Annotated in this window: 24 protein-coding genes, 1 tRNA gene and 1 pseudogene; 13 read left to right on the top strand and 13 right to left on the bottom strand. The window is 63.5% G+C overall.

The annotated features are described in order from the left end of the window. Positions 1-7: 7 nt before the first annotated feature. The 4 genes from ASD15_RS23455 to ASD15_RS23440 form a co-directional block, all read right to left on the bottom strand. Positions 8-1,225 (bottom strand): ABC transporter ATP-binding protein, encoded by a 1,218-nt coding sequence (locus tag ASD15_RS23455; RefSeq protein WP_057157460.1) that lies wholly within the window; start codon positions 1,223-1,225, stop codon positions 8-10. A 12-nt stretch (positions 1,226-1,237) separates the two neighbouring features. Continuing rightward, positions 1,238-2,167 carry a branched-chain amino acid ABC transporter permease gene (locus ASD15_RS23450; protein ID WP_056393816.1) on the bottom strand — a complete coding sequence of 310 codons (930 nt, stop codon included), beginning with the start codon at positions 2,165-2,167 and terminating at the stop codon, positions 1,238-1,240. A 206-nt stretch (positions 2,168-2,373) separates the two neighbouring features. Beyond that, positions 2,374-3,336: a 4-hydroxy-3-methylbut-2-enyl diphosphate reductase gene (ispH, locus tag ASD15_RS23445; protein ID WP_057157459.1), complete on the bottom strand. Its 963-nt coding sequence runs from the start codon at positions 3,334-3,336 to the stop codon at positions 2,374-2,376. Between the two features lie 12 nt (positions 3,337-3,348). Beyond that, a complete protein-coding gene (locus ASD15_RS23440; RefSeq protein ID WP_057157458.1) occupies positions 3,349-3,804 on the bottom strand; it encodes a peptidylprolyl isomerase in 456 nt (151 codons plus the stop codon). Positions 3,805-3,908: 104 nt separating this feature from the next. Here ASD15_RS23440 and ASD15_RS23435 point away from each other — a divergent pair, with 104 nt between their 5' ends. The 5 genes from ASD15_RS23435 to rpmG all read left to right on the top strand — a co-directional run bounded on the left by ASD15_RS23435 (position 3,909) and on the right by rpmG (position 6,671). Beyond that, positions 3,909-4,901 (top strand): hypothetical protein, encoded by a 993-nt coding sequence (locus ASD15_RS23435; RefSeq protein ID WP_157201127.1) that lies wholly within the window; start codon positions 3,909-3,911, stop codon positions 4,899-4,901. Between the two features lie 36 nt (positions 4,902-4,937). Next, positions 4,938-5,279 carry a multidrug efflux SMR transporter gene (locus ASD15_RS23430; protein ID WP_057157456.1) on the top strand — a complete coding sequence of 114 codons (342 nt, stop codon included), beginning with the start codon at positions 4,938-4,940 and terminating at the stop codon, positions 5,277-5,279. Between the two features lie 115 nt (positions 5,280-5,394). Continuing rightward, positions 5,395-6,069 carry a DNA repair protein RadC gene (radC, locus tag ASD15_RS23425; RefSeq protein ID WP_057157455.1) on the top strand — a complete coding sequence of 225 codons (675 nt, stop codon included), beginning with the start codon at positions 5,395-5,397 and terminating at the stop codon, positions 6,067-6,069. 182 nt (positions 6,070-6,251) lie between these two features. Next, positions 6,252-6,488 (top strand): 50S ribosomal protein L28, encoded by a 237-nt coding sequence (gene rpmB, locus ASD15_RS23420; protein WP_008451488.1) that lies wholly within the window; start codon positions 6,252-6,254, stop codon positions 6,486-6,488. Positions 6,489-6,503: 15 nt separating this feature from the next. Next, positions 6,504-6,671: a 50S ribosomal protein L33 gene (gene rpmG, locus ASD15_RS23415; RefSeq protein WP_056393804.1), complete on the top strand. Its 168-nt coding sequence runs from the start codon at positions 6,504-6,506 to the stop codon at positions 6,669-6,671. 56 nt (positions 6,672-6,727) lie between these two features. Here rpmG and ASD15_RS23410 read toward each other — a convergent pair whose 3' ends face one another. The 6 genes from ASD15_RS23410 to ASD15_RS23385 form a co-directional block, all read right to left on the bottom strand. Further along, positions 6,728-7,531, bottom strand: a complete 804-nt coding sequence (locus ASD15_RS23410) for a prohibitin family protein (protein ID WP_057157454.1) — start codon at positions 7,529-7,531, stop codon at positions 6,728-6,730. Positions 7,532-7,725: 194 nt separating this feature from the next. After that, on the bottom strand, positions 7,726-8,928 hold the full coding sequence (locus ASD15_RS23405; protein ID WP_057157453.1) for a fatty acid desaturase: 1,203 nt from the start codon (positions 8,926-8,928) through the stop codon (positions 7,726-7,728). Between the two features lie 124 nt (positions 8,929-9,052). Next, positions 9,053-10,375, bottom strand: coding sequence for a mechanosensitive ion channel family protein (locus ASD15_RS23400; RefSeq protein ID WP_057157452.1), 1,323 nt, complete (start codon positions 10,373-10,375; stop codon positions 9,053-9,055). A 63-nt stretch (positions 10,376-10,438) separates the two neighbouring features. Continuing rightward, a complete protein-coding gene (locus ASD15_RS23395) occupies positions 10,439-11,758 on the bottom strand; it encodes an RsmB/NOP family class I SAM-dependent RNA methyltransferase (RefSeq protein WP_057157451.1) in 1,320 nt (439 codons plus the stop codon). A 16-nt stretch (positions 11,759-11,774) separates the two neighbouring features. Next, complete coding sequence (purN, locus tag ASD15_RS23390) at positions 11,775-12,386, bottom strand: phosphoribosylglycinamide formyltransferase (protein ID WP_057157450.1); 612 nt, start codon at positions 12,384-12,386, stop codon at positions 11,775-11,777. A gap of 58 nt (positions 12,387-12,444) precedes the next feature. After that, entirely contained in the window at positions 12,445-12,843 is a 399-nt protein-coding gene (locus ASD15_RS23385; RefSeq protein WP_057157449.1) for a barstar family protein, read from the bottom strand. 358 nt (positions 12,844-13,201) lie between these two features. Between ASD15_RS23385 and ASD15_RS23380 the strand changes: the two genes are divergently transcribed. From ASD15_RS23380 to ASD15_RS23365, 4 genes are all read left to right on the top strand, one after another. After that, positions 13,202-13,711, top strand: a complete 510-nt coding sequence (locus ASD15_RS23380; protein WP_057157448.1) for a glycine zipper 2TM domain-containing protein — start codon at positions 13,202-13,204, stop codon at positions 13,709-13,711. Between the two features lie 112 nt (positions 13,712-13,823). Further along, on the top strand, positions 13,824-14,636 hold the full coding sequence (locus tag ASD15_RS23375) for a spermidine synthase (protein ID WP_057157447.1): 813 nt from the start codon (positions 13,824-13,826) through the stop codon (positions 14,634-14,636). An 18-nt stretch (positions 14,637-14,654) separates the two neighbouring features. After that, the gene (locus ASD15_RS23370; protein WP_057157445.1) at positions 14,655-16,421 is read left to right on the top strand and encodes a GspE/PulE family protein; all 1,767 of its coding nucleotides are present in this window, start codon (positions 14,655-14,657) and stop codon (positions 16,419-16,421) included. 63 nt (positions 16,422-16,484) lie between these two features. Further along, positions 16,485-16,560 (top strand) — tRNA-Lys (locus ASD15_RS23365). A gap of 111 nt (positions 16,561-16,671) precedes the next feature. On the opposite strand, the gene ASD15_RS23360 is transcribed toward ASD15_RS23365, so the two are convergent. Both ASD15_RS23360 and ASD15_RS23355 read right to left on the bottom strand, forming a co-directional pair. After that, entirely contained in the window at positions 16,672-16,968 is a 297-nt protein-coding gene (locus tag ASD15_RS23360; protein ID WP_157201126.1) for a hypothetical protein, read from the bottom strand. Positions 16,969-17,058: 90 nt separating this feature from the next. After that, positions 17,059-17,442: a hypothetical protein gene (locus tag ASD15_RS23355; RefSeq protein ID WP_157201125.1), complete on the bottom strand. Its 384-nt coding sequence runs from the start codon at positions 17,440-17,442 to the stop codon at positions 17,059-17,061. A 77-nt stretch (positions 17,443-17,519) separates the two neighbouring features. Here ASD15_RS23355 and ASD15_RS23350 point away from each other — a divergent pair. The 3 genes and pseudogenes from ASD15_RS23350 to ASD15_RS23340 form a co-directional block, all read left to right on the top strand. After that, positions 17,520-17,810 (top strand): annotated as a pseudogene (locus ASD15_RS23350) (type VI secretion system tube protein Hcp); the annotation flags it as partial. 196 nt (positions 17,811-18,006) lie between these two features. Then, on the top strand, positions 18,007-18,591 hold the full coding sequence (locus tag ASD15_RS23345) for a LysE family translocator (protein ID WP_057157440.1): 585 nt from the start codon (positions 18,007-18,009) through the stop codon (positions 18,589-18,591). Between the two features lie 9 nt (positions 18,592-18,600). After that, positions 18,601-20,079, top strand: a complete 1,479-nt coding sequence (locus ASD15_RS23340) for a PLP-dependent aminotransferase family protein (RefSeq protein ID WP_057157734.1) — start codon at positions 18,601-18,603, stop codon at positions 20,077-20,079. Between the two features lie 39 nt (positions 20,080-20,118). Here the strand turns inward: ASD15_RS23340 and ASD15_RS23335 are convergent, their stop codons facing one another. After that, positions 20,119-23,640, bottom strand: a complete 3,522-nt coding sequence (locus tag ASD15_RS23335; RefSeq protein WP_057157438.1) for a Dyp-type peroxidase — start codon at positions 23,638-23,640, stop codon at positions 20,119-20,121. Positions 23,641-23,873: 233 nt separating this feature from the next. Between ASD15_RS23335 and ASD15_RS23330 the strand changes: the two genes are divergently transcribed. Then, the gene (locus ASD15_RS23330; RefSeq protein WP_057157436.1) at positions 23,874-24,632 is read left to right on the top strand and encodes a helix-turn-helix domain-containing protein; all 759 of its coding nucleotides are present in this window, start codon (positions 23,874-23,876) and stop codon (positions 24,630-24,632) included. The last annotated feature ends 25 nt before the right edge of the window (positions 24,633-24,657 follow it).

Genomic DNA, 24,657 nt, shown 5'->3' with positions numbered 1-24,657 from the left:
TTTTACCTCAGGCTGGCATGACGCCGGACGATTGATTTTTGCTGTCGCTGTCCGCGTCAGGACGGTCTTCATGCTTGGGCGCGGGCCACAGGCCGGCCGGACGGTTCAGCATGATCAGCACCATGGCCAGGCCGTACAGCAGCTGGCGCAGCACTTCGGCCTCGATGATCACGTGGCCGAACAGCTTTTCCTGCAGCGGTTCCACCACGTGGCGCAGCACTTCCGGCAGGGCCGCCAGCAGCGCGCCGCCCATGATCACGCCCGGAATGTGGCCGATGCCGCCCAGCACCACCATGGCCAGCACGGCGATGGACTCGGTCAGCGAGAACGATTCGGGCGACACGAAGCCCTGGAAGGAAGCGAACATGGCGCCGGCCACGCCGCCGAAGGAGGCGCCCATGGAGAAGGCCAGCAGCTTGACGTTGCGGGTGTTGATGCCCATGGCCTTGGCGGCGATCTCGTCTTCGCGGATGGCCACCCAGGCGCGGCCCAGGCGCGAATGCTGCAGGCGGCTGGTGACGAACACCACGGCGATGCACAGGAACAGGAACAGGTAGTAGTAGGCGTTCACCGACGGCATGCCGTAGCCGCCGATGAAGACGGTGGCGCGCGAACCGGCTTCGCCGGCCAGCGAGGTGCCGAACACGCGGATCGGGTCGATCAGGTTGATGCCCTGCGGACCGTTGGTGATGTTGATCGGCTCGTTCAGGTTGTTCATGAAGATGCGGATGATCTCGCCGAAGCCCAGGGTCACGATGGCCAGGTAGTCGCCGCGCAGCTTCAGGGTCGGCGCCCCCAGCAGCGCGCCGAACAGGCCGGCCAGCGCGGCCGCCAGCGGCACGATGAACCACACCGACAGGTGGATGCCGTTGGTGCGGATCTCTTCGCCCATCACCATCACCAGCGCCTCGCCGATGCCGGGATGCAGGTTGACCAGCGATTCGAGCAGGGTGGCGAACTGCGGCGAGGCCAGCAGGCCGGTCATGTAGGCGCCCACCGCGTAGAACGCGATGTAGCCCAGGTCCAGCAGGCCGGCAAAGCCGACCACGATGTTCAGGCCCAGCGCCAGCATGATGTACAGCAGCGCCAGGTCCACGATGCGGACCCAGGAGTTGCCGAAGGGCGCCGCCACAAACGGGAACACCAGCATCAGCGCCAGCACGATGGCCATGCTGGCATAGGCTTTTTTCGCGTCTTTCTGGACGTCAAAGTTCAACAGTGCCATGTCAGTCCTCTCTTATGCGCGGTCGGCCACGCGTTCGCCCATGATGCCGGACGGTCGCACGGTGAGCACCAGGATCAGCACCACGAAGGCGAAGATGTCCTGGTAGTTGGAGCCGAGGAAGCCGCCGGTCAGGTCGCCGATGTAGCCGGCGCCCAGGCTTTCGATAATGCCCAGCACGATGCCGCCTATCATGGCGCCGTAGATGTTGCCGATGCCGCCCAGCACGGCGGCCGAGAAGGCTTTCAGGCCGGGCACGAAGCCCATGGCGAACTGGATCGAAGCGTAGTTGGCGCCCCACATCACGCCGGCCACGGCGGCCAGCGCGGCGCCGATGGCGAAGGTGGCAACAATGACCTTGTTCGAGTCCACGCCCATCAGGCCGGCCACGCGGGGATTTTCCGCCACGGCGCGCATGGCGCGGCCCATCTTGGTTTTCTCCACCAGCATCACCAGGCCGAACATGGCGGCGGCGGCCAGCACCAGCAGCAGCACCTGGGTCTGCGTGATGACCGAATTGCCCAGCATGATGGGGTCGGACGACAGCAGTTGCGGGAACGGCAGCGGGTTGCGGCCCCAGATCATCATGGCGAAGGTCTGCAGCAGGATGGACACGCCGATGGCGGTGATCAGCGGCGCCAGGCGCGGCGCGTTGCGCAGGCGGCGGTAGGCCACCCGCTCGATCAGCACATTGACGGCCATGCACACCGGTATCGCGCCGAGGATGGCGATGCCCAGCTTGAGGTAGCCCGGCATGTCGGGGAAATGCTGGTTCAGCTGGTTCAGGATGGTCAGGCCGGCCATCGCGCCGACCATCAGCACGTCGCCGTGGGCGAAGTTGATCAGGTTCAGGACGCCATACACCATGGTGTAGCCAAGTGCGATCAGCGCGTACATGCTGCCCAGCACCAGGCCATTGATAAGTTGTTGGATAAATGTATCCATCGTGGAAAGCCTCTTGAGTTAACAAAAACGGCACCCGGAGAGGATACTCCGCAGTGCCGCCGTTGGATGATGCTGCAACTCCGATGCTGCAACTTGCTGCAACTATAAGCGTTCGCAATAATAGCGATGTTTAACGAAAACTAATATCGAAAAAAAATTAAGTTCACCGAATTTAATTCAGCCGCCAGCGCGGCAATTCCGGGATATCAGACGTCGCTGGCAATTGCCGCCCCATCTTTGGGACCATCGAGGCCTTTCGGCAGGGGGAACGTCACCGCTTCCTGCACCCCGTCCAGGGCCCGCACACTGCGCGCGCCCAGCTCTTTCAGGCGGTCGATCACGGCTTGCACCAGCACCTCCGGCGCCGACGCGCCGGCCGTGACCCCCACGCGCAGCTTGCCGTCCAGCCAAGCCGGGTCGATCTGCGAGGCATTGTCGATCATGTATGCCGGGGTGCCCTTCTTCTCCGCCACTTCGCGCAGGCGGTTCGAATTGGAGCTGTTCGGGCTGCCCACCACGATCACCAGTTCCACTTGCGGGGCCATGAATTTCACGGCTTCCTGGCGGTTGGTGGTGGCGTAGCAAATGTCGCCCTTTTTCGGTTCGATAATGTTGGGATATTTCCGTTTCAGGGCCTCGATAATGTCCGCAGTGTCGTCAACTGACAACGTTGTTTGCGAGACATAGGCCAGCGCGTCCGGATTGGCCACGTTCAGCTTGGCCACGTCGGCCACGGTTTCCACCAGGTGCATGCCCTCGTCGGTCTGGCCCATGGTGCCTTCCACTTCCGGGTGGCCGTCGTGGCCGATCATGACGATCTCGCAGCCCTGCTTGCGCATCTTGGCCACTTCCACGTGCACCTTGGTCACCAGCGGGCAGGTGGCGTCGAAAATGCTGAAGCCGCGCGCGTCCGCCTCGGCCCGCACCGCTTTCGACACGCCGTGCGCCGAGAACACCAGGGTCTGGCCGGCCGGCACGTCGGCCAGGTCTTCGATGAAAATGGCGCCCTTGCTGCGCAAGTCCGCCACCACGTAGGCGTTGTGCACAATTTCGTGGCGCACATAGATCGGCGCGCCGAACTGCTGCAGCGCGCGCTCGACGATTTCAATGGCGCGGTCGACACCGGCGCAAAAGCCGCGCGGCTGGGCCAGCAGGATTTCCTTGTCCATGGCGGTTCCTCTTTACAGCACGGAAATGAGGTTGACTTCGAAACGCACCGGCTGGCCTGCCAGCGGGTGGTTGAAGTCGAACAGCGCTTCGGTTTCGCCCAGTTCGCGCAGCACGCCGGCGAAACGGCCGCCGCCCGGCGCAGCGAAGTCCACCAGGTCGCCCACCTTGTAGTCGGCGCCCGGCACCGAGTTGGCGTCCAGGGTGGCGCGCGAGACGGGGCGCACCAGCTCCGGATTGCGCGGACCGAAGCCGACGCCCGGTTCCAGGTCGAAGGTCTTGTGCGTGCCTTCCGGCAGGCCCAGCAGCAGCTGTTCCAGCACCGGCGCCAGCTGGCCCTGGCCCAGCATCAGCGTGGCGGGAGTGCCGTTGAACGTGGTGACGATATCGGCGCCGTCCACGGTGGCGAGGCGATAATGCAGCGTGAGGTAGGCCGAAGCGGTGACGACTGGGGGTTGTGCGTTGGACATGATAGGCAGAAAACTTGAAAACGCTATTGTAAGCCACTCCGCAGCCGGCAGCGCATGTTGACAAATCCGCCACTTGTGGCCGCGATCGCATAAAATGCGCCGCTATGATGAATTTACTCTTGCCCGCCCCCTATCCGTATCGGCAACCGGCCGGCCGCCTGCCGTGGCCCCCCCTGCTGCTGGGCGCCGCCGGCTTTGCCTTGCTGGCCCTCGCTGTCATGTGGTGGCGCTGGGGCGGCACCGTGGAAGATTCGCTGCACTATTTTAATACCGCGCGCCACCTGCGCGGCGAGCTCCCGGCCAGCGAACTGGTGGCGCCCTTCCCCTACCGCCTGCTGGTGCCGGCCGCCGCCGCCGCCCTCCCGGGCGATGTGCGCAACAATTTCGCGCTGCTGAACTGGCTGCTGGTGTCGGCCGCCGCCTGCATGACGGCACTGAGCGTCTGGCGCCTGGGCCTGGGGCGCAACGGCGCCATCGCCGCCGGCCTGCTGCTGGTCTGCTCCGTGCCCACCTTCTGGTACGCCCCCTACCTGCTGGTCGATCCCGGCTCGGTATGCGCGCGCGCCGCCTTCGTGCTGGCCCTGGTGTCCGGCCAGCCCTGGCTGGCGGCGCTGGCCGGCGTGCTAGCCACCGGTGTGCGCGAAGAGAACATCGTGCTGCTGTTCTGGCTGCTCGTGGCGCGCCAGATCGGCTGGCGCGCCGGCCTGCTGTCACTGGCGGCGGCGCTGGCCTGGATGCTGGCCGTGCGCTGGTGGATCATCGGCGGCCTGCCCAGCTATACCTGGGTGCCCAGCATGGCGCGCGTGGCCGAGGCGCTGCGCGACGTGCGCTCGCTGGCGTCGCTCGCGCTGGCGGCCGGCCTGGTGCTGCCGCTGGCCCTGCTGGGCATGCACCGGGCGCCGCCGCAGCTGCAGCCGTTCAAGCGCCTGCTGCTGCTCATGGCCCTGCCGCCGCTGTATGCCGCGCTGTCGGTACGGGTGGACGGGCGCGCCATCTGGAACCTGTATCCGCTGCTGATTCCGTTTGCCGTCGCCGCCTGCCAGCCCTGGCTGGAGCGCGGCCGCGCCGCGCCGGACAAGCTGCGCCGCGCCGCGTGATATTCTGCCGGATTCGCGGTTTCTTATTCTTTATATATGAACACAGTCCTGAACGGCTATTTCTGGTGCGCCCTGGCTTCGCTGGCCAGCGCCGGCGCCACCTTCCTCATCAAACTGTCGCACGGGGCCGGTGAAGGCTGGGGCATCCAGCGCCTGGCCTACCTGGGCGCCGCCTGCACGGTGTATGGGCTGGGCTTCGTCTGCTACACCATCACGCTGCAAAAGCTGCCCATGACGCTGGCCTATCCGCTGATGACGGCCATTACCATGGCCACCGTGCTGCTGATCGGCTACGCGGTGCTGGGCGAAGCCATGACAGCCACCCGCATGCTGGGCATGGTGCTGGTGGCGGCCGGCGCCTTCGCGCTGGCGCGCTGAACCGGCCGCAAGCCCAATACTTGGCCCCCGCTTGCGCGGGCACAAACGCCGCTGCCCGTTATCCGACCACAATACTGGACCAGGCCGGGGTGTTCCCGGCATAGCGAGGTCCAGCATGGGAATTGCCGATTGGCCGGAGCAGCAGCGCCCGCGCGAGCGCCTGATACGCGAGGGCGCCACCGCCCTGTCCGACGCCGAGCTGCTGGCGGTGTTCCTGCGGGTAGGCGTGCGCGGCAAGAACGCGGTCGAGCTGGCCCGCGACATGGTGGTCCACTTCGGTTCGCTGCAGGCGCTGTTTGCCGCCACGTTGCACGACTTTTCCGCCATCCCCGGCCTGGGCAGCGCCAAGTTCGCCCAGTTGCAGGCGGTGATGGAGCTGGCGCGGCGCGCGGTCGGCGAGCAGCTGCAGGCCGGGCAAACCCTCAGTTCGCCCGCCGCCGTCAAACAATACCTGCGCCTGGCGCTCGGCTCCCAGCCCTACGAATCCTTCCACGTGCTGTTCCTGGACGTGAAAAACCGCCTGATCGACGCGCGCGAACTGTTTCGCGGCACCCTGTCGCACACCAGCGTCTATCCGCGCGAGGTGGTGCGGGAGGCGCTGGCGCGCAACGCCGCCAGCGTGATGCTGGCGCATAACCACCCGTCCGGCACGCCGGAACCGAGCGAGTCGGACCTGGTGCTGACGCGGGCGCTGGTGCAAGCCCTGGCGCTGGTGGACGTGCGCATCCTCGACCATTTCGTCGTTGCCGGCCACCAGGTACACTCCTTCGCCGAGCACGGCCAGCTCTGAAAACCACAGCCTGCCCTGGCAGTTTACCTATGAAAAACAAGGGTTTGGCGGTGGATTTTACAATTGTTAAATTTTCCCACGCAAAGGAGACACAATTGTTTTTCGCAAGTCGTTGAAAAAGCTCAGTTTTTTCTATATACTCTTGTTTTTTCCAATTGTGGAATCTATTCAAGGAGTGCGCCATGGCACGTGTTTGCCAAGTCACTGGGAAGAAGCCGATGGTCGGCAACAATGTTTCCCATGCAAACAACAAAACTAAACGTCGTTTCCTGCCTAACCTGCAGAACCGCCGTATCTTTGTTGAATCTGAAAATCGCTGGGTCTCCCTGCGTCTGTCCAACGCCGGTCTGCGCGTAATCGACAAGGTCGGCATCGACGCCGTCCTGGCCGACATGCGTGCCCGCGGCGAAAAAGTCTAATAGGGAGTCACTATCATGGCAAAAACTGGCCGCGACAAAATCAAGCTGGAATCGACCGCAGGTACCGGTCACTTCTACACCACCGACAAGAACAAGCGCACCATGCCTACCAAAATGGAGATCATGAAGTTCGATCCTAAGGCACGCAAGCACGTTCTGTACAAAGAAACCAAGATCAAGTAATCGATCCTTGTTTCAAATAAAAGGCCGCTCACTGAGCGGCTTTTTTTATTGCCGGGCTATTGCTTCGCCGGCAGGCTGATAAATGGCACCGCCCCGCCCGCCATCGTGGCAGGCAATTTCCCGTCCCATTTCTCGATGGCCTTGGCCTGGTTTTCAGTTTCGCGCAAGCGCAATAACTCGGGCGTGACTTGCTGGCGCTGCAGCGAAAGCGATTCCGCTTCCGCCCTGGCGCGCGCGATTTTCTGCTGCGCTTCCACTTCTATCCGCTGTAAATCCCTTTCCGCTTTCATCTTCAATTGTTCGGCCGTGGTCTTGGCTTCAATTGCCTCGTCAAAGGTTTTACTGAAGTTAAAGCTGACGATGGAGAATTCGTCGATCACCAAACCGTGCCGCGCCATCCTTTCCCGCAAAGCATCGACAATATCGTTGCGCACGATGGCGCGTTTTGAAATCAATTCCTCGGCGGTATAACGGGCGGTGACGGCTTTTACCGCTTCATGCACAGCCGGCACGATAATGCGCTCGCCGGGCTGATTACCCAGGTCGCGATAAACCGTAACCGCTGCATCGGGACGCACGTGGTAATTAATCACAACCTTGGTTCGCACCGTCTGCAAATCCTTGGAAGCGGCGTCGCCCTCGCCTTCTCCTTTTTCAATCGCCACACCCACCAAGTGCATTTTCTGCGCCAGCGGCCAGCGGAAATGAATACCCTCGCCGAATACTTCGCTGGAGGGCTTGCCAAAGGTCGTCAATACCCCGCGGTGTCCGGCAGGGACAATGGCAAATGGCGTGAGCACAAACAGCACCACGATACCGGCCAATATGAGAAACAGCTTGCCCAGGATCTTACTCTTCATGGATTTTCCTCCAGTTTCAAAAAAAGCAACCAACCCATACTATCAGATCCGTGCTGCGTGGCAAGCGGTGCAAGCCTGTTTCAAGCACGAACGCGCCAAGAGTTGGCATGAGTCAAGCGCACGCTCAGGGCGGGCACAAACTGCGGACGAAAAAAAACGGCCCCAGCGGGCCGTCTTGGTGCAGTGCAGCGGGATTATGCGTAGCTGCGCAGTCGGAGCGAGAAGTCCTGCAGGGATTTAATGCCGGATGCTTCCGCGCGGTTGCACCAGTCTTGCAGCTTGTGCAGTAATTGGTCACGGGTGAAGTGCGAGCGTTCCCAGATCACGCCCAATTCCACGCGCATATTGTGCATGGTTTCCAGCGCTTTGCTGTGCTCGAACAATTCCACCAATTGCTGCTTTTGCGGCGCTTCCAGTTTGCCCGGCTCGCGCGTCAGGAATTTACGCGACGATTTCAGGAATCGCGCTTCCAGCTTGGCTTTGTCTTTCAAATGCTCCAGCTCTTCTTTCCAGGCGCTTTTCATGGACTTGGCGTATTTCGCCATCACGTCGTAACGGTTGGCGATTACCGATTGCAGCGTTTCCAGGTCCGCTTCCGCTTTGCCGTGCTGGAATTTCGGCGCCGGCGCCACTTTCTTTACCTTGGCCAAGCCAAAAGTTTCCAGTGTGCGGATATAGAACCAGCCGATATCGAACTCATACCATTTCGACGACAGCTTGGCCGAGGTGGCGAAAGTGTGGTGATTATTATGCAGTTCCTCGCCGCCGATAATAATACCGAATGGAATAATGTTGGTGGCGGCGTCGGCGCAGTCGTAGTTACGGTAGCCCCAATAGTGGCCGATGCCGTTGATAATACCGGCGGCGGTCACTGGAATCCACATCATCTGCACGGCCCACACGGTGGCGCCAATCACGCCGAACAGTGCCAGGTTAATTACGGCCATCAGGACCACGCCCATCCAGCTGTATTTGGTGTACAGGTTGCGTTCGATCCAGTCGGTCGGCGTGCCGTGGCCGTACTTCTCCATGGTCTCCATGTTCTTGGATTCCGCGCGGTACAGCTCGGCGCCTTCCCAGAATACTTTTTTGATGCCACGGGTGACCGGGCTGTGCGGATCTTCCTCGGTATCGCACTTGGCGTGGTGCTTGCGGTGGATCGCGGCCCATTCCTTGGTCACCTGGCCGGTGGTCAGCCACAGCCAGAAGCGGAAGAAGTGGCTCGGGATGGCGTGCAGCTCCAGCGCGCGGTGCGCCTGGTGGCGGTGCAGATAGATGGTGACGCTGGCGATGGTGATATGGGTGACGATCATGGTGAAGGCGAATACTTGCCAGCCCGATGCGCCGGTGATGCCGTTGCTGAGAAATTCGAGAACTGCTTGCAAACTAAAAGTCATTACTACTCCAGAGAGGGTGTCCCATGCGCCGGCGCGGCTTTTGTAGCCCGCCGGAATATCTATTGTTGTGCGTCATTGTACGCTGAAACACCCCCCGATTGAGCGGCCAGCCAGCTGTGCCTGACTATTTTTTAGGCGTTTCTGTATCTTCTGGTAACGGTACTGGACCAATGATGCGCATCTCCCGTTGCGGGAATGGCACCGAAATTTTGTGTTCTTGCAAGGCTTTCCAGATCGCCCGGTTGACGTCCGACGTCACTCCGCCACGGCCGTTTTCCGGGTCCGCTATCCACCAGCCCACCTGCAGGTCGAGCCCGTCGGCGCCGAAATTGACCAGCGTGGCCGACGGCGGCTTGTCCTTCACCACGCGCTCGATCGACAGCGCCGCCTGCTCCAGCAAGCCCAGCGCCTGGTCCACGTCGGTGTCGTATGCGACCGACACTTTGGTGCTCAGCCACAAGTTTTTGTTCGACAGGGAGGAATTCTGCACGGCGCCCGACACCAGCATTTCGTTCGGCACGATGGATTCCACCCCGTCCAGGCCCTGCAGCACCGTGTAACGGGTGTTGATCTGCGTCACGCGGCCGGTGTACTTGTCCACCGTGATCATGTCGCCTATGGTCAGGCTGCGGTCCAGCAGGATGATGAAACCGGACACGTAGTTGCTGGCGATCTTCTGCAAGCCCAGGCCCAGGCCCACGCCCAGCGCGCCGCCGAACACCGACAGCACGGTCAGGTCGATGCCGACCATGGACAGGCTGCCCAGCACCGCCACCACGATCAGCAGCGCGCGGCCGAAGCGCGCCAGCACCACGCGCAGGCTGGAGTGCACGGTCTGCAAGCCCATCAGACGCTCCTCCAGCGCCGCGCCGGCCCACAGCGCCAGCATCAGCAGCACCACCACCGAAATGGCCGCCTGCAGGATGTCGGCCACCGATACCTTGTTCTTGCCCAGCGGCAGTACCGTATGGTCGAGGTAGAAGAACACATCGTCCCACCAGCCGGTGATATACATGGCCACGCAGGCCCATACCAGCAGCTGGAAAATCTTTTCGAAGGTCAGCATGGTGGCGCCGATCTCGCCGCCGCGGCGCGCGAACACGCGGCGCAGCAGGAAGAAAACGAAGCGGATCGCCGCCAGCGAGCCGAAGATCGGCAGCGCCACCTTCAGCAGGTGCACTTTCTGGTAGCGCACCAGCACCACCTGGGCGATGAAGATCAGGCACGCGATGGCCAGCGGGCCGATCACGCGGCTGAAGCTCTCCATGCCGAAGCGCGCCATGCCGGTGGCCGGCTCATGCGCCGTGACGCGCTTGCGCAGCAGCCCGGACAGCACATAGCCCAGCACGATGGCCAGCACCAGCGCGCCCAGCTGCCACATCAGGCCGGGATCGCGCAGGTCGGTCAGTAAATCGGTAATCAGGTTCTTCAGGGGTTCTTGCTTCATCGTTCTCGCGGGTAGATGGAAAAAGGGCCAGCTCAGCGGCCGGCCCTATTATCACTTAGTTACTTAGCCTGCGCTGTCCCGGTCGCCGGCCTCGTCGGCGTCCGGCGCCGGTTTTTCCTTCTTCGGCATCGGCTTGCGCTCGAACACGGCGGCGAAGAAGCCGTCGGTCTGGTGCTTGTGCGGCAGCAGCTTCAGGTAGTCGCCCATCTCCAGCGCGATCTTCTGCTCGGCCAGCACTTTGCTCATCGGCACCAGTTCGAAATCAGGATGCTTGGCCAGGAAATCGGCCGCCACGTCGTCGTTTTCTTCGTTCAGGAAAGAGCAGGTGGCATACACCAGGCGGCCGCCGCCTTTGACCAGGCGCGCGGCGCCGGCCAGGATGGCCACTTGCTTGTCGTGCATTTCACCGATGGCGCTTTCCGCCTGGCGCCATTTGACGTCCGGATTGCGGCGCAGCGTGCCCATGCCCGAGCATGGCGCGTCGACCAGCACGCGGTCGATCTTGCCGGCCAGGCGCTTGATCTTGGCGTCGCGCTCGTGCGCGATCTGCACCGGGTGCACATTGGACAGGCCGGAGCGTGCCAGGCGCGGCTTCAGCTTGGCCAGGCGCTTCTCGGACACGTCGAACGCGTACAGGCGGCCGGTGTTGCGCATCAGCGCGCCCAGCGCCAGCGTCTTGCCACCGGCGCCGGCGCAGAAGTCCACCACCATCTCGCCGCGCTTGGCGCCCAGGATCTGGGCCAGCACCTGGCTGCCCTCGTCCTGCACCTCGATGGCGCCGCTCTTGAACAGCGGCAGGTTCTGCAACTGCGGCTTCTTGTGCACGCGCAGGCCCAGCGGCGCGTACGGGGTCGGATCGGCGGCGATCGGCGCTTGCGCCAGTTCGGCGATCACTTCATCGCGGCCGGACTTCATGGTGTTGACGCGCAGGTCCAGCGGCGCCGGGGTGTTCAGCGCGTCGGCCAGCAGCAGCGCCTCGTCCTCGCCGAACTGGGCCACCAGCTTCTCGAACAGCCATTTCGGCATGTTCGAGCGCATCGATTTGTGCATCAGCTTGCGGTCGATCTGCATCACGCGCTCGATCCACTCCAGCTCTTCCGGCGTGACGCCGCCCAGCGAGTCGGCGCCCACGGCGTCGGCCAGGCCCAGCAGGGTCAAACGGCGCATGGTGGCGCCGCTGCCCGCTTCCGACTGGTCGGTGAAGAAGGCGCGGTTGCGCAGCACGGCGTACACGCCCTCGGCGATGGCGCCGCGTTCGCGGCCGCCAAGGCGGGGATGGTCTTTGAAGTAGCGCGACAGGGTGCTGTCGGCGGGGGCGGTAAAGCGCAAAATCTCGCGCAGCACTTCTTCGGTGCTGGCGAGTATCGCTGGTGGCAATCTCATGGAATTCCTTGGTTAATTACTTGTTATGGTCAACGATGACCTTGCCGTCTTCGATCGTCAGCCGGTCTTCAACAAACCAGCGGATGGCGCGTGGATAGAGTTCATGCTCCTGCACCAGCACGCGCGCCGCCAGCGTGGCGGGCGTATCGCCCGGCAGCACAGGCACGGCGGCCTGGTCCACCATGGGACCGTGATCGAGTTCGGCGGTAACGAAATGCACCGTCGCACCGTGTTCCTGCATGCCGGACGCGAGCGCCTGCTCATGCGTGTGCAAGCCGGGGAACAGCGGCAGCAGCGAGGGATGGATGTTCAGCATGCGGCCGGCGTAATGGGCGGTGAACGCCGGGGTCAGGATGCGCATGAAGCCGGCCAGCACCACCAGGTCCGGCTTGAAGCCGTCAATGACTTCCTGCAGCGCGGCGTCGAAGGCCTCGCGGCTAGGGTATTCCTTGTTGGCGACGACGGCGGTCGGAATGCCGTGCTCGTCGGCGAAAGCCAGGCCGAGCGCGTCGGGACGGTTGCTGATGACAGCCGCGATGCGGGCCGGCCATTGCTCGGCTTGCGCGGCGCGGACCACGGCTTCCATATTGCTGCCGCGTCCAGAAATGAGGATGACGATGTTTTTCATAGCCCGCTATTATACCTGCGTGGCGGGCCGGGCCTTCCAAACCGGGTTTGGCGCGGCCTTATTCGAAGGAATAGAAGACGCGGAACGGCACTTTCTTCTCGGCCCAGAAGTCGGCCGCGTCGCGGAACACGTCCAGCAGGCACTCGCGCGCCTCGCGGTCGAATTTCTGGGTGTTGGGCAGCTGTTCCAGCACGATCAGGAAACCGGTCTGCTCGCCGGCCTTGGCCATGGTGTCGGTCAAGGTGACGCGCAGCGCCTCGAAGTTCTTGCCGCAAGGCTTAGGGAAAAGGAATGACTCCGCGATGATGCCCAGCACTTGCTGCTTGGTCAGGCCGGCATTGCAATGCGCGTATAAAAAGTGCTGCCCCAGGCGGGCTGCCTCGTCTTGCAGATCGGTGACACGAAATGCACGAATGGACTGGACAAGGTTGGGCGGCACAGTTATCAACAAACTCATTTTTCCCTCAAATCGACCTGTTAATGTACGGTTTGCTTTTCGCTATAGTGGTTACCTATACATGGAGGCCACGGGCGGGTCATTGCGCCGGCGGCGAGTCGCGTTTCTCTATGTCAATCTGATCCCATACGGTTGTTAGGGTAACGTGTTGTATCCTGCGAATCAACACGTAAGTGACGTCTAACGCAAGTTTTGTAAGAAATAGAACATTTCGTCAGTATTCCACGGGAATCGGCGCTGTTACAAATTGTTGCCATGAGCACTGTTTTCCGCGCAGCGGCAGGATTACCATAGCATCAGCCATCCCTCCCCTGTGGATTGCATACCCGGACTATCCAACACAAACAAGAGGTATCAAATGAACATGCCATCCAAACTGTTGCTGTCGGCCCTGTGCCTGGGCGCGCTGCCGTTCGCGCAAGCGACGGAATTTGAAGATTTCGGCCGCGTGGTGCGCGTGCAGCCGCAGGTTGAGCAGGTCAACGTGCCGCGCCAGGAATGCCGCACCGAGTATGTGCAGGTGCAGCAGCCGGCTCAGCGCAGCGCGGGCGGCTCGATCGTCGGCGGCATCGCCGGCGCGCTGCTGGGCAGCCAGATCGGCGGCGGCCACGGCCGCACGGCGGCCACGGCGGCCGGCGCCATCGCCGGCGCCGTGGTGGGCGACCGCGTCGACAACCAGAACGCCCAGCCGGGCGCGGTCAGCGAACAGGCGGTGAAACAGTGCCGCACCGTGGACCACTGGGAGTCGCGCACCAACGGCTACGAAGTGACGTACGACTACCGCGGCCGCAACTACACCAGCATCATGTCCTTCGACCCCGGCCAGCGCGTGCGCCTGCGCGTATCGGTCGAGCCGATGCAGAACTGATTCGTAACTTACGCCACAGCAAGCCGGTCGCCGACCGGCTTTTTTCATTGCGCCTTGCCTTGCGGTAAGCAGGCGCGGGATAATAGACCTTCATCTCCAGGCTGGCCCTCTCATGCTGATCAAACGCAAATCCATCGAACAAGTAGAATCCTCGCGCCCCGCCACCGCGGCGGCCGCGCCGAAAGCGCCGCGCAAGGTGAAATACGCGCCGGTCACCCTGTCGGAACAGGATGGCGTGCGCTATCTGCACTTCGGCACCGAGTGGGTGCAGGGCGCCATGCGCATCCGCAAGCCGGACTGGCCGGAACTGGAGTACGCTCAGCAGATGATGGCGTGGATGCTGTGGATCGAACAGCCGCGGCGCATCGCCCAGCTGGGCCTGGGCACGGCGGCGCTGACCAAGTTTTGCTATAAACAGTTTCCGCAGGCGGACATCACCGCGATCGAGCTGAACCCGTCGGTGATGGCGATCTGCGCGTCGATGTTCAAGCTGCCGGCCAACGACGAGCGCCTGCACGTGCTGGAAATGGATGCGCTGGACTTCGTCAACGACAAGGCCAACCACGGCGCGCTCGACGCGCTGCAGGTGGACCTGTACGACGCCACCGCGCGCGGCCCGGTGCTGGACACGCCGCAGTTCTACCAGGCCTGCAATGCCTGCCTGGCGGACCATGGCATCATGACCGTCAACTTGTTCGGCGACCATCCAAGCTATGCCAAGAATATCAAGGCGATGAAGTTTGCCTTCGGCCAGGTGGTGTGCCTGCCGCAGGTACACGACGGCAACGTGGTGGCGGTCGCCTTCAAGCAGGCCCGCCCGATGGACCTGGAAGCGCTGAAGGTGCGCGCCGCGCAGATCGTGGCCGACACCAAGCTGCCGGCCAAGTCCTGGGTCAAGGGCATCCAGCAAGCGCTGCAGAAATAAAACCGGGACCTCAGCCAGATGAAAGCACTAGACCTGCAACAAATCTTCACCTGGCTGCTGGCCGATGGCCTGGTCGAGAAGGCCAACGTCAAGGCCGCCTACGCCCAGGCCCAGGGCATCCTCAAGAACACGGTCGGCGCCATGCACCCGCTGTGTGCGGTGGCCCACTGCAAGCTGCTGTCGGCCCAGCCGCCGCACCGCCTGCTCACGCTGGACATGCTGACCGAATGGCTGGCCGGCCACGCCAAGCTGCCCTTCTACCGCATCGACCCGCTGAAAATCGACTTTACCAAGGTGGCCGACGTGATGTCCGCCAACTACGCGTCGCGCTTCAACATCCTGCCGGTGGAAATGAGCATGGACACGCTGGTGGTGGCCACCGCCGACCCGTTCGCGCACGAATGGGAAGCGGAAATCGCCAAGATTTCGCGCCGCGTGGTGCGCCGGGTAATCTCCAATCCGCTCGACATCGCGCAGTACACCTCGCAGTTCTTCGCGCTGGCCAAGTCCATCAAGAAGGCCAACAAGTCCAACGGCCAGGACCTGGCGCTGCGCAACAACTTCGAGCAGCTGGTGGAGCTGGGCAAGAGCAACCGCCAGGTGGACGCCAACGACCAGCACGTGATCAACATCGTCGACTGGCTGTGGCAGTACGCCTTCGAGCAGCGCGCCTCGGACATCCATCTGGAGCCCAAACGCGACCTGGGCACGATACGCTTCCGCATCGACGGCGTGCTGCACCAGGTGTACCAGGTGCCGGCCGTGGTGATGATCGCCATGACCGCGCGCATCAAGCTGCTGGGCCGCATGGACGTGATCGAGAAGCGCCGCCCGCAGGACGGCCGCATCAAGACCCGCACCGCCGGCGGCCAGGAGATCGAACTGCGCCTGTCGACCCTGCCCACCGCCTTCGGCGAAAAGCTGGTGATGCGCATCTTCGACCCGGAAGTGGTGGTCAAGACCCTGCCCGAACTGGGGTTCCCGGAAGACGACGCGGCGCGCTGGGACGCGCTCACCAAGCGTCCGCACGGCATCATCCTGGTCACCGGCCCCACCGGCTCGGGCAAGACCACCACCCTGTACACCACGCTCAAGGCGCTGGCCACCTCGGAAGTCAACGTGTGCACGGTGGAGGACCCGATCGAGATGGTGGAGCCGGCCTTCAACCAGATGCAGGTGCAACCGGGCATCGACCTGTCCTTCGCCGACGGCGTGCGCGCGCTGATGCGGCAGGACCCGGACATCATCATGGTGGGCGAGATCCGCGACCTGGCCACCGCCGAAATGGCGATCCAGGCCGCGCTGACCGGCCACCTGGTGCTGTCCACCTTGCACACCAACGACGCGCCGTCGGCCGTGATGCGCCTGCTGGAGCTGGGCGTGCCGCACTACCTGCTGGAAGCGACGCTGATCGGCATCATGGCGCAGCGCCTGGTGCGCACGCTGTGCCCGGACTGCAAATCGCCGGACGGCCAGATCGCCGACGACGTGTGGCAAGGCATAGGCGGCGCCTGGGACCTGCCCAAGCCGGAGCGCGTGTACCGCCCGCTGGGCTGCCCCGAGTGCCGCCAGACCGGCTACCGGGGCCGCACCGGCATCTACGAGCTGCTGACGGTGACGGAGGCGTTCAGCCAGCAGGTACAGGAGGAGACCGACATCGCCGCGCTGCGCCGCCAGAGCATCGCCGACGGCATGAAGCCGCTGCGCATCGCCGGCGCCTACAAGATCGCCGAGGGCGTCACCAGCGCTGAAGAGGTGCTGAAAGTGACCTCGGCGCTGGCCTGAAGAAAAAAGCGCGCAAAAACCTTTGCAAGCCCGCAGCGACCTGTATATAATACGGCCTCTTTCGGGTCGTTAGCTCAGCTGGTAGAGCAGCGGACTTTTAATCCGTTGGTCGCAGGTTCGAATCCCGCACGGCCTACCACGAATACGCAGTACCAACGAAGGCTTACCCGCTCCGGCGCGTAAGCCTTTTTTGCGTCCCTATAAGGAACTGCTCGGAACTGCTCAACTGGGGAATGTGCAGCTTCCTGACTTATGACTCCAGTGAAGCCCACGGCCAAGGCAATGCGATATCGCGCAGCGCCGCCTTAACCGAGACGTGCATATGATGCGTATGCCCGTTCTTACCCCTGTACGGTCGCCAGCCCTTGCCTGCCTTGTCGGCATTGTAGATCCGCCTGTTCCAGATCACGTAGCTCACCCTGAAATCCAGAAGCACGAGCTTGGAGAAAAAGTGGCAATCCACGCCGTTTTCCGGATCATGGGTCAGATCGAACGCGTTGCCGTCGTTATGGTCGCTTTTCCTTTTCTGATGGGCTGCGTCGCCCATCAATCGGTCGGCTATGCGGCTGCGTTTCGAGCAGAGGGCGGTAGCGTCGGCTAGAGCACGTTTGCATGCGGCTGATGGCTGAGGCATACGTCATCCTTTCATTTGTGGTTTTGACTTCAAGTCGGTTCGCAGGCACTCCAGGTGCCGGTCGTTGGCGAATCGTCTGGCTTGCTCATACGCCTCCGGTCCGAGGACCTCAACAGCCCGGGTGACGCAGGCACCATCGGGGGATATTTTCGCGACGGCCAGGAACGATACGCGTTTCGGATACTCCAAATCACTCTGGTCGAGACTGTGGACTCGCACGATGACCGCGACTGGCATCAGTTTTCCGTCCACCTTCGCCATGCGCCATTCAGCCTTGGCCCCCAAGGTCGAAAAACCACGCGTGACCACGTCCCGGTAATCAAGCGGAAAAACCCGCCTTTCTGGCGTTACGACACTGATGGAACTACGTTCATCGTCGTCCAGCATGAGCAAGCGGAAGCCTTGGACACCGGGACAATCCATCGTGGTGGCGCCGCTCGATTCGTCATCGACATGCCTGGCACACGCCCATTCTGCTGCAGACTTGTTCGGCAGGGAAAACGATCCCCAGAGCCAAGTTCGAATTCATGCGCGCGGACGGACAAGGCGAAAGAGTCAGGTATGTCGAGATCGAACTCGAAAATGTTTTGATCGGGGCGGTCGTACCGAATGTCATGGACGGCAACATTCTTACGGAGCACGTCAGCATCAAGTATTCGAAAGTGAAGTGGAAGTACACTCAGCAGAAGATTATGGGCGGCGCGGGTGGAAACACTGCAGGTGGCTGGGATTTGTCGGCCAACAGGATTTGCTAGGGAACACACGGGCCTGCGGCGAATTAAGCTGTATCCTGAAGGCTTCCCCCCTCGGCCCAACGCCTTTTTCCATCCGTGGCAACTGTAACTGTCCACCGACTGATACAGCATGCCTCTGTGCCCTCGGCCTTGTGCCTTGTCCCTTCCCCACCCCGCTTCTAGACTTGTGCCATCTCCACGCTGCGGATTGCACACCATGACCGAACTCCTTCCCTTGATGAGCTATTGCCTGGTCATGTCGGCCACGCCCGGGCCGAACAACGTGATGCTGGCCGCCACCGGCGCCAACTTCGGCGGGCGCGGCGCGCTGCCGGCCATCCTGGGCATCCAGGCCGGCATGTTCGCGCAGACCATGCTGATGTGCGCGGGGCTGGGCAGCGTGTTCGTGGCCTACCCGCTGGCGCAGCAGGTGCTGCGCGTGGCGGGATCGCTGTACCTGGTGTATCTGGCCTGGAAGCTGAGCGGGGCTGCGGTGGGCGGCGCGCAGGCGCCGAAGGCGGTGTCGTTTGCCCAGGCCGCGACGTTTCAGGCGCTGAATCCCAAGAGCTGGGTCAAGGCCATTACGGTGGCGTCGGTGTTCATGCCTGCGGGGCACAACCCATTCGCCGGCGCGCTGCTGGTGGCCGCCGTCGGCACCTTGGTGGGCATGCCATGCAATGCGATGTGGGCCTTGTTCGGCGTCTCGATCCGCCGCCTGCTGACAGACCCGCGCAAGCAGCGCGTGTTCAATTTGACCATGGGCGCAACCCTGGTGGTGCTGGCCGTGATGTTTTTACGCTAGACTTTGGCCATGTTCTCCATTGACCGTTCCTCGCCCATTGCCCTGTCCAAGCAGATTGAGACCAAGCTGCGCCATATGGTCGAAAGCCGGGCCTTGCCCGGCGGCGCCAAGCTGCCATCGATACGCCAGCTCGCCACCCAGCTGGCAGTGAGCACCAACACCGTGGTGGCGGCGTACGACAGGCTGGTGGCGGCGGGCGTGATCGATACGCATGGCACGGCGGGCTTCTTCGTGTGCTCCACCAACGACGCCGCCAGGTCGATTCCCGACGAGGTTGCGCTGGAAGCGGGCGAAGAGCAGGAGCCGGTCTGGCTGGCGCAGCAATCGAACGATCAGCGCAGCGGCATCCTGCTGGCCAGCAGCGGCGCCTTGCCGCCCACCTGGCTGCAGGATGCGGTGCCGGCCGCCACCGTGCAAAAGGCCTTGTCACGCAGCGCCGCAGGCATGGCCTCGCGCTGTCCGCCCCAGGGGCTGCCGGAACTGCGCGAGCAGATCGCGCTGCTGTTGCGTGGCATCGGCGCGTCCTTCGACGCCGGCCATATCCTCACCACCTTTGGCAGCACCCATGCGATCGACCTGATCTGCCGCAGTTTTCTGCAGCCCGGCGACACCGTGCTGGTGGAGGACCCTGGCTACTTCCTGATGTTCGGCCGGCTGCGCCAGGACGGCATGCGGCTGGTGCCGATCAAGCGCCGCCCGGATGGCCTGGACCTGGACGAGCTGGAGGCCGCCTGCCGCGAGCACCGCCCGCGCCTGCTGTTCGTGCAGACGGCCTTGCACAACCCTACGGGGTGGAGCAGCAGCGCGGCCAATCTGCACAAGCTGCTGATACTGGCGCAGCAATACGGTTTCCTGATCGCCGAGGACGACGTGCACGGCCATTTCCAGCAAGGCCACAGCACGCGGCTGGCGTCCCTGTCCGGGCTGGACGGCGTGATTTACTACTCCAGCTTCTGCAAGGCGCTCAGCCCTGCCCTGCGCATGGGCTACCTGGCCGCCGCGCCGGGCTTGCTCAAGGTGCTGATGCGCACCAAGATCCATTCCATCATGACGACGCCGGCGCTGAACGAATACGTGCTGCTGGAAGTACTCAGGGCCGGCGGCCTGCGCAAGCATCTGGACCGCTTGCAGCGCAAGATCATGGCGGCGCGCAACGCCAGCACGCGCCAGCTGAGCGCGGCGGGCGTGCTGTTCGAGCAGCCCGGCGACGCCGGCCTGTTCTTGTGGGGCACCATGCCGGAAGGGCTGGACGTGGACTTGCTGGTGCAGGACGCCTACCGCAACAAGATCCTGCTGATGCGCGGCGCCGCCTTCTCGGCGAACGACACGCCGGACCGCCACATCCGCTTCAACGTCGCCTTCAGCCAGCATCCGCGCCTGAGCGCCTACCTGCAGGAGCGCTTGCAGGCCGTGGCCGGCGCGCGCTCAAGCCTGGCGCGCGCCAGCGGTGCGGCCAGCGGCATGGCCGGTCCGGACGGCAAGCGCTGACACCATTGCCGCCACTGCTGCCGGCGCCGCCACCGCCCGCTAGTCCGGCGTGAAGTACTGGCGCCGCTGGTGCTGCGCCTGGTGGGCCGGGAACATGGCGGCGTAGAACTCGGTCCAGCCGCCCATGCGCACCCGCACCAGGTCGTAACGTTCCGGGTCCAGCGCCGCCGCCTGGTAGGTGGCCAGGTCGGCGCAGGTCAGCGTGATCAGGTTGGAGCCGGTTTCGCCGCGCGCGTAGGCGCGCACGAACTGGCGCAGCTGCTCGAGCGGGAAGTCTTCCTTGATGTTCATGTCCACCGGCGAGGCGTTCGACAGGCCGAAGTTGACGGCGTCGAAGTCCACGCTGCTGAGCGACTGGTAGATGTTGCGGAAGGCGGGCGCCGGCGGCAGGTCTTGCGGCGCGGGCGCGGGTGACAGGTCGGAGGCGATCGGCATGCCGTTGCGCCGGCCGTCGGCCGACGCACCGCAGCCCAGGCCGTCACCGACATAGCCTTCGAAGGTGCCGATGCCGGGCGTGACCACGAATTCGATCGGCCCGAATTTCTGCGTGATGTTATCCAGCGCGCCTTTCAGCGCGCGCGGGTTGCGGATCACGTCGACGCAAGTGTGCACCATGCGTTCGATCATCCACTGCCCCAGTTCATCCACCTCGGCATTCCCCGCGCCCCACTTCGGCAGCGCCAGCGCAATCTCGCGCAGCTCCTGGTAGCGGCGCCCGCGCTCGCCGGCGTCGGCCGGCCCCAGCAGCTCGCTCTGGTACGGCTCGATCATGGTGCTGCCCCAGTCGTTGATCAGGCAGTCCACCAGTTCCGGCAAGGTGGTGACGGCGGTGGCCGGGTCGAACACCATGGCGCGGATGGCGTACAGCGAATCAATGGTATTGGACACGCCCACGCACAGCGGCGCGATCATGTTGAATTTGGCGCCGCCATTGGTCAGATCCGTGCCGCTGTCCACGCAGCCTTCGATCAGCGTCGACAGCAGCGGGCTGGGGCAATATGCGGCCAGGTTGCCGAAGTTCTGCAGGATCACGTTGTAGCTTTGCACCGTCAGCCATTCCAGCTGTTTCAGGAAGATATCGGTCAGCATGACGAAGCTGGTGATCTGGTCCGCAGGCGGCGAGCGGAAGGTCTGCTTCAGGCCGCGCAGGTACACCGGCCCGGCCGCGCCGTAAGTGGCGCCCTGGTTCAAGGTCTGCTCCAGCGCCGCCATGGGCGTGACGTTGTTGAACGAGAAGGCGGTGGCGCCTGCCAGCATCGGCTCGTAGCAGCCGTCGGCCGCGTAGTCGCGCGACCATTTCAGCGACACGCTGCCGTTCACGCCGGACTGCCGCAAGGCCTGGCACAGGCGGTCGTCCTGGTACAGGATGGGATGGGCGCCGCCGGCCAATACGCAGCGCGCCGCCTCGTCCAGGTATTCGGCCGGCATGTCGCGGTACACGCGCAGCGACAGCGTGGGCGCGTTGACCGGGATGCGGCGTGCCGCCTTCAGGCATAGCATGGTGACGGCGTTGGCCCCGCCGGTCGGGACCGGATCGTCGTTGGCGACATAGCCGCCCACCGTGATCTGCTGCACCCACTGGTTGATGCCGCCGCCCTGCGGGAAATTGCCGCCGGTGCCGCATACCGCCGTGGTGCCGTAAGTGACGTAGTCGGTGATGGCGCCGCGGTTGACGAAGGCGTTCTCGCCTATCTTCAGCCACAGGCAATCGATGATTTCCTGCGCGCGCTCGGTGGCGATATTATCGCGCTCGAGCAGCGGCGCCAGGATCTGGTCCAGGCGGCCGAACGAGGTCAGCTCGCCCACCAGGTGCAAGCAGCAGTGGAAGGAGAACACCAGCTGCACGCCGTCGAGGAAACTGGACGGCGCTTCCTCGCGCAGGCGGCGCAGGCGCTGCGCCGCCTCGCGCAGGTTGTCGCCCTGCGCGCCCGCCGGCGCGGCGGCGTCGGCGACGCGCGCCCAGTTGCCCAGGTAGGCTTGCACACCGCTGAGCGAAGCCAGCGCGGAGGCATGGAAGTCGGCCTGCGCCAGCAGGGCCGCGTCGTCCGGCTGCCGGCGCAGCCTGGCGGCGACAGTGTCGGCGGCAGCGCCGATTTCGCGCATCAGCCCTGCCACGCCCAGCGTCACCAGCTTCTGGTAGCCCGGTACGATGTGGCCCATGGCCGACCATTCGTTGACCTGGCCGCCCAGCCAGCCCGCCATGGTTTCCTCCTCGCTCAGGTAGGGCATCACTTCCTTGCCCCGGCCCAGCGTGAAGTCCGGCAGCACGCCGACCACCAGTTCCTCGGCATGGATGCGCAGCAGATTGTTGTCGCGCGCCAGCGCGGATGCCGGGTCGGACAACAGGCCGCCCAGCGTGGCCTGGTTGGCCAGGCCCTTGCGCACCATCACAGATCTGCCCATGTCCGCAGCCGGCGCCAGCGTGGACAGGTGCGGCAGGCGCGGGAACGGCGTGCGTTCCAGCCAGCCATCGCTCCAGTGCGAGAACGCGCGGCCCAGCAGGGCCAGCATGCGCGGGCCGGGTGCATCGCCGCCAATGTAGCGCCCTTCGCTCATCTGGTGCAGATAATCCTGCGAGTTGTAGAACATATAGCCGTTGGCGCTGCGCACCTGCCAATGCGGATCTTCCTGCACGTCGTCGATAGTGGCCGCCGGCACGTCCAGCTCCTGCGCATTGGGCACGTACCAGTAGCTGCCCGCCACGCCCTGCACCACGCTCATCAGGCGGTCCACCGGGCGGCCCGGCACGTCGCCCATCATGTGGCCGAGGATGGCTTCGAAGCGCGGCTGCTCGTTGCAGAAGGCCACAAACATCAAGCCCTTCTCGCGCGCCGCGCTGCCGTCCTCGGTGCCGAACGGCAGCGCCTGGCGCAGCAGCTTGCGGTTGTCGCCGTTGGCGTCCTTGATGTGGACCCGGTGGATGTGCGCATCGGCGTCGTGCTGCGGCAGGATGGCGCCGGCCGGATTACGACCCAGCATGGCGTCTTGCGCGTCTGGCCGCATGGCGCCGATGCTGTCCCAGTCGAACAGGAATTTCTGCGTAAAGCCGAAGCAGGCACCGGGGAAAGCACCGCCGGTCAGGATGTCGGAGGCCAGGTTGACCGGGTCATTGGGGTTGGTGATGCCGTCCAGGTAGCGCCCCGCCATCACTTTGCCGTCCGGCCGCTTGCCCACAGGCTGCACCTCGATCTGCGCGGCCAGCGCGTCGAGCGCGCCGCGCACGCCCTCCAGCAGCTGCGCGGCGGCGGACACGCTGTCCGCTTTCACATACAGCAGCACATCGCCGCCGGTGTCGGCCAGCTTGGAGAAGGCGTCCAGTACGCGCCGTTCCACCGGAATGTGGCGGTCGTGCCAACTGCCCCACAGCCCCGGATCGAAGGCGGCGATCAGGCCGGCGTTGCCGCCGGCGGCGTGCGCCGTGTGCGCCAGCGCGCGCACCGCCGCCAGCAGCGCAGGCCGGGTGGCCGGACTGCGGTCACGCAGCGTGATGGTAACGATCTGGCCAAAAACGGCACGGGTAAGCAACCCGTATTGAGCATGGCGGACGGCTAGTTCGGACATGGAATTTCCTTCAGAAAAGGCGATCTGGCGGCTGGGTGTTGCCAGATACTACCGGCGCCAGGCGACCAACAATCTCACTTATTGTCACTGCCGGTTACTAGCTTTATTGCAGTGACGACACATTTTTGCCTATTCATTACATATTCTGCAATATTCCTGCATATTCATCTTCTAATTCATGCACGAATCCCCAAGAATATGCCCCATAACATTCCCAGAAAGGTAAGGAATCAATGAACTTCGGCGAGCGGCTCAAACAACTGAGAACGGACAAAAACCTCACGCAGCCGCAACTGTCGGCGGCGATCGGCATTGAGCAGTCCTACTTGTCCAAACTCGAAAACGACAAATCGCAGCCGTCGGCGGACATGTTCAGCGCGGTCGTGAAAGCGCTGGAGCTGACTCCCGCCGAGTTCCTGAACGGCATCGACAGCAAGGTGCTGCACTCCTCGCTGCGCCATATCCCGGAGGTTAGCCAGTTTCTGGAGGGCAGCGTGACGCGGCGCGTGCACGACGCCCGCAAGTGGCTGTTCGGCGCGGCCTCTGCCTGCGCACTGGGCTTCGCGCTGATGCTGGCGGCCAACGACGGCATTTTCTCGGCCAACAACCAGTACAAATATGTTTCCAGGGGCGTGATCCTGAAGAACGAGTCAGACAATGTGTTTGACCAGTTCAAGCAGATCCAGGACCTGAAGCTGGCCGCCAACACCATCGGCCGCGAAGAGCATGCCCGGCAGCTGGCCGAGTTCGAGGCGTCCCGGGTGCGGCTGATGACCGTGGAATTCTGGGGCGACCGGGGCAGCGTGTTTTTCGAAGACGCCGGGAACGGACGGCGCAAGTTCGAACTGGCGGGGGTGCGCTATGTGCGCTCGCCCGCCAACAAGGTGCTGCAGTACCTCGGCGGCCTGTTCGCGTTCTGCGGCGTACTGGCCTTATTGCTGGAATGGCGGATGCGCAGGACCAGTGCAGTGATAGCAAACGAATTGAAGTAAGCCATATAACTGAAAAAGGAGATGT

The organism is Massilia sp. Root351, from assembly GCF_001425045.1.
Classification (GTDB): domain Bacteria; phylum Pseudomonadota; class Gammaproteobacteria; order Burkholderiales; family Burkholderiaceae_D; genus Rugamonas.
This window is presented reverse-complemented; position numbering and strand designations above follow the sequence as displayed.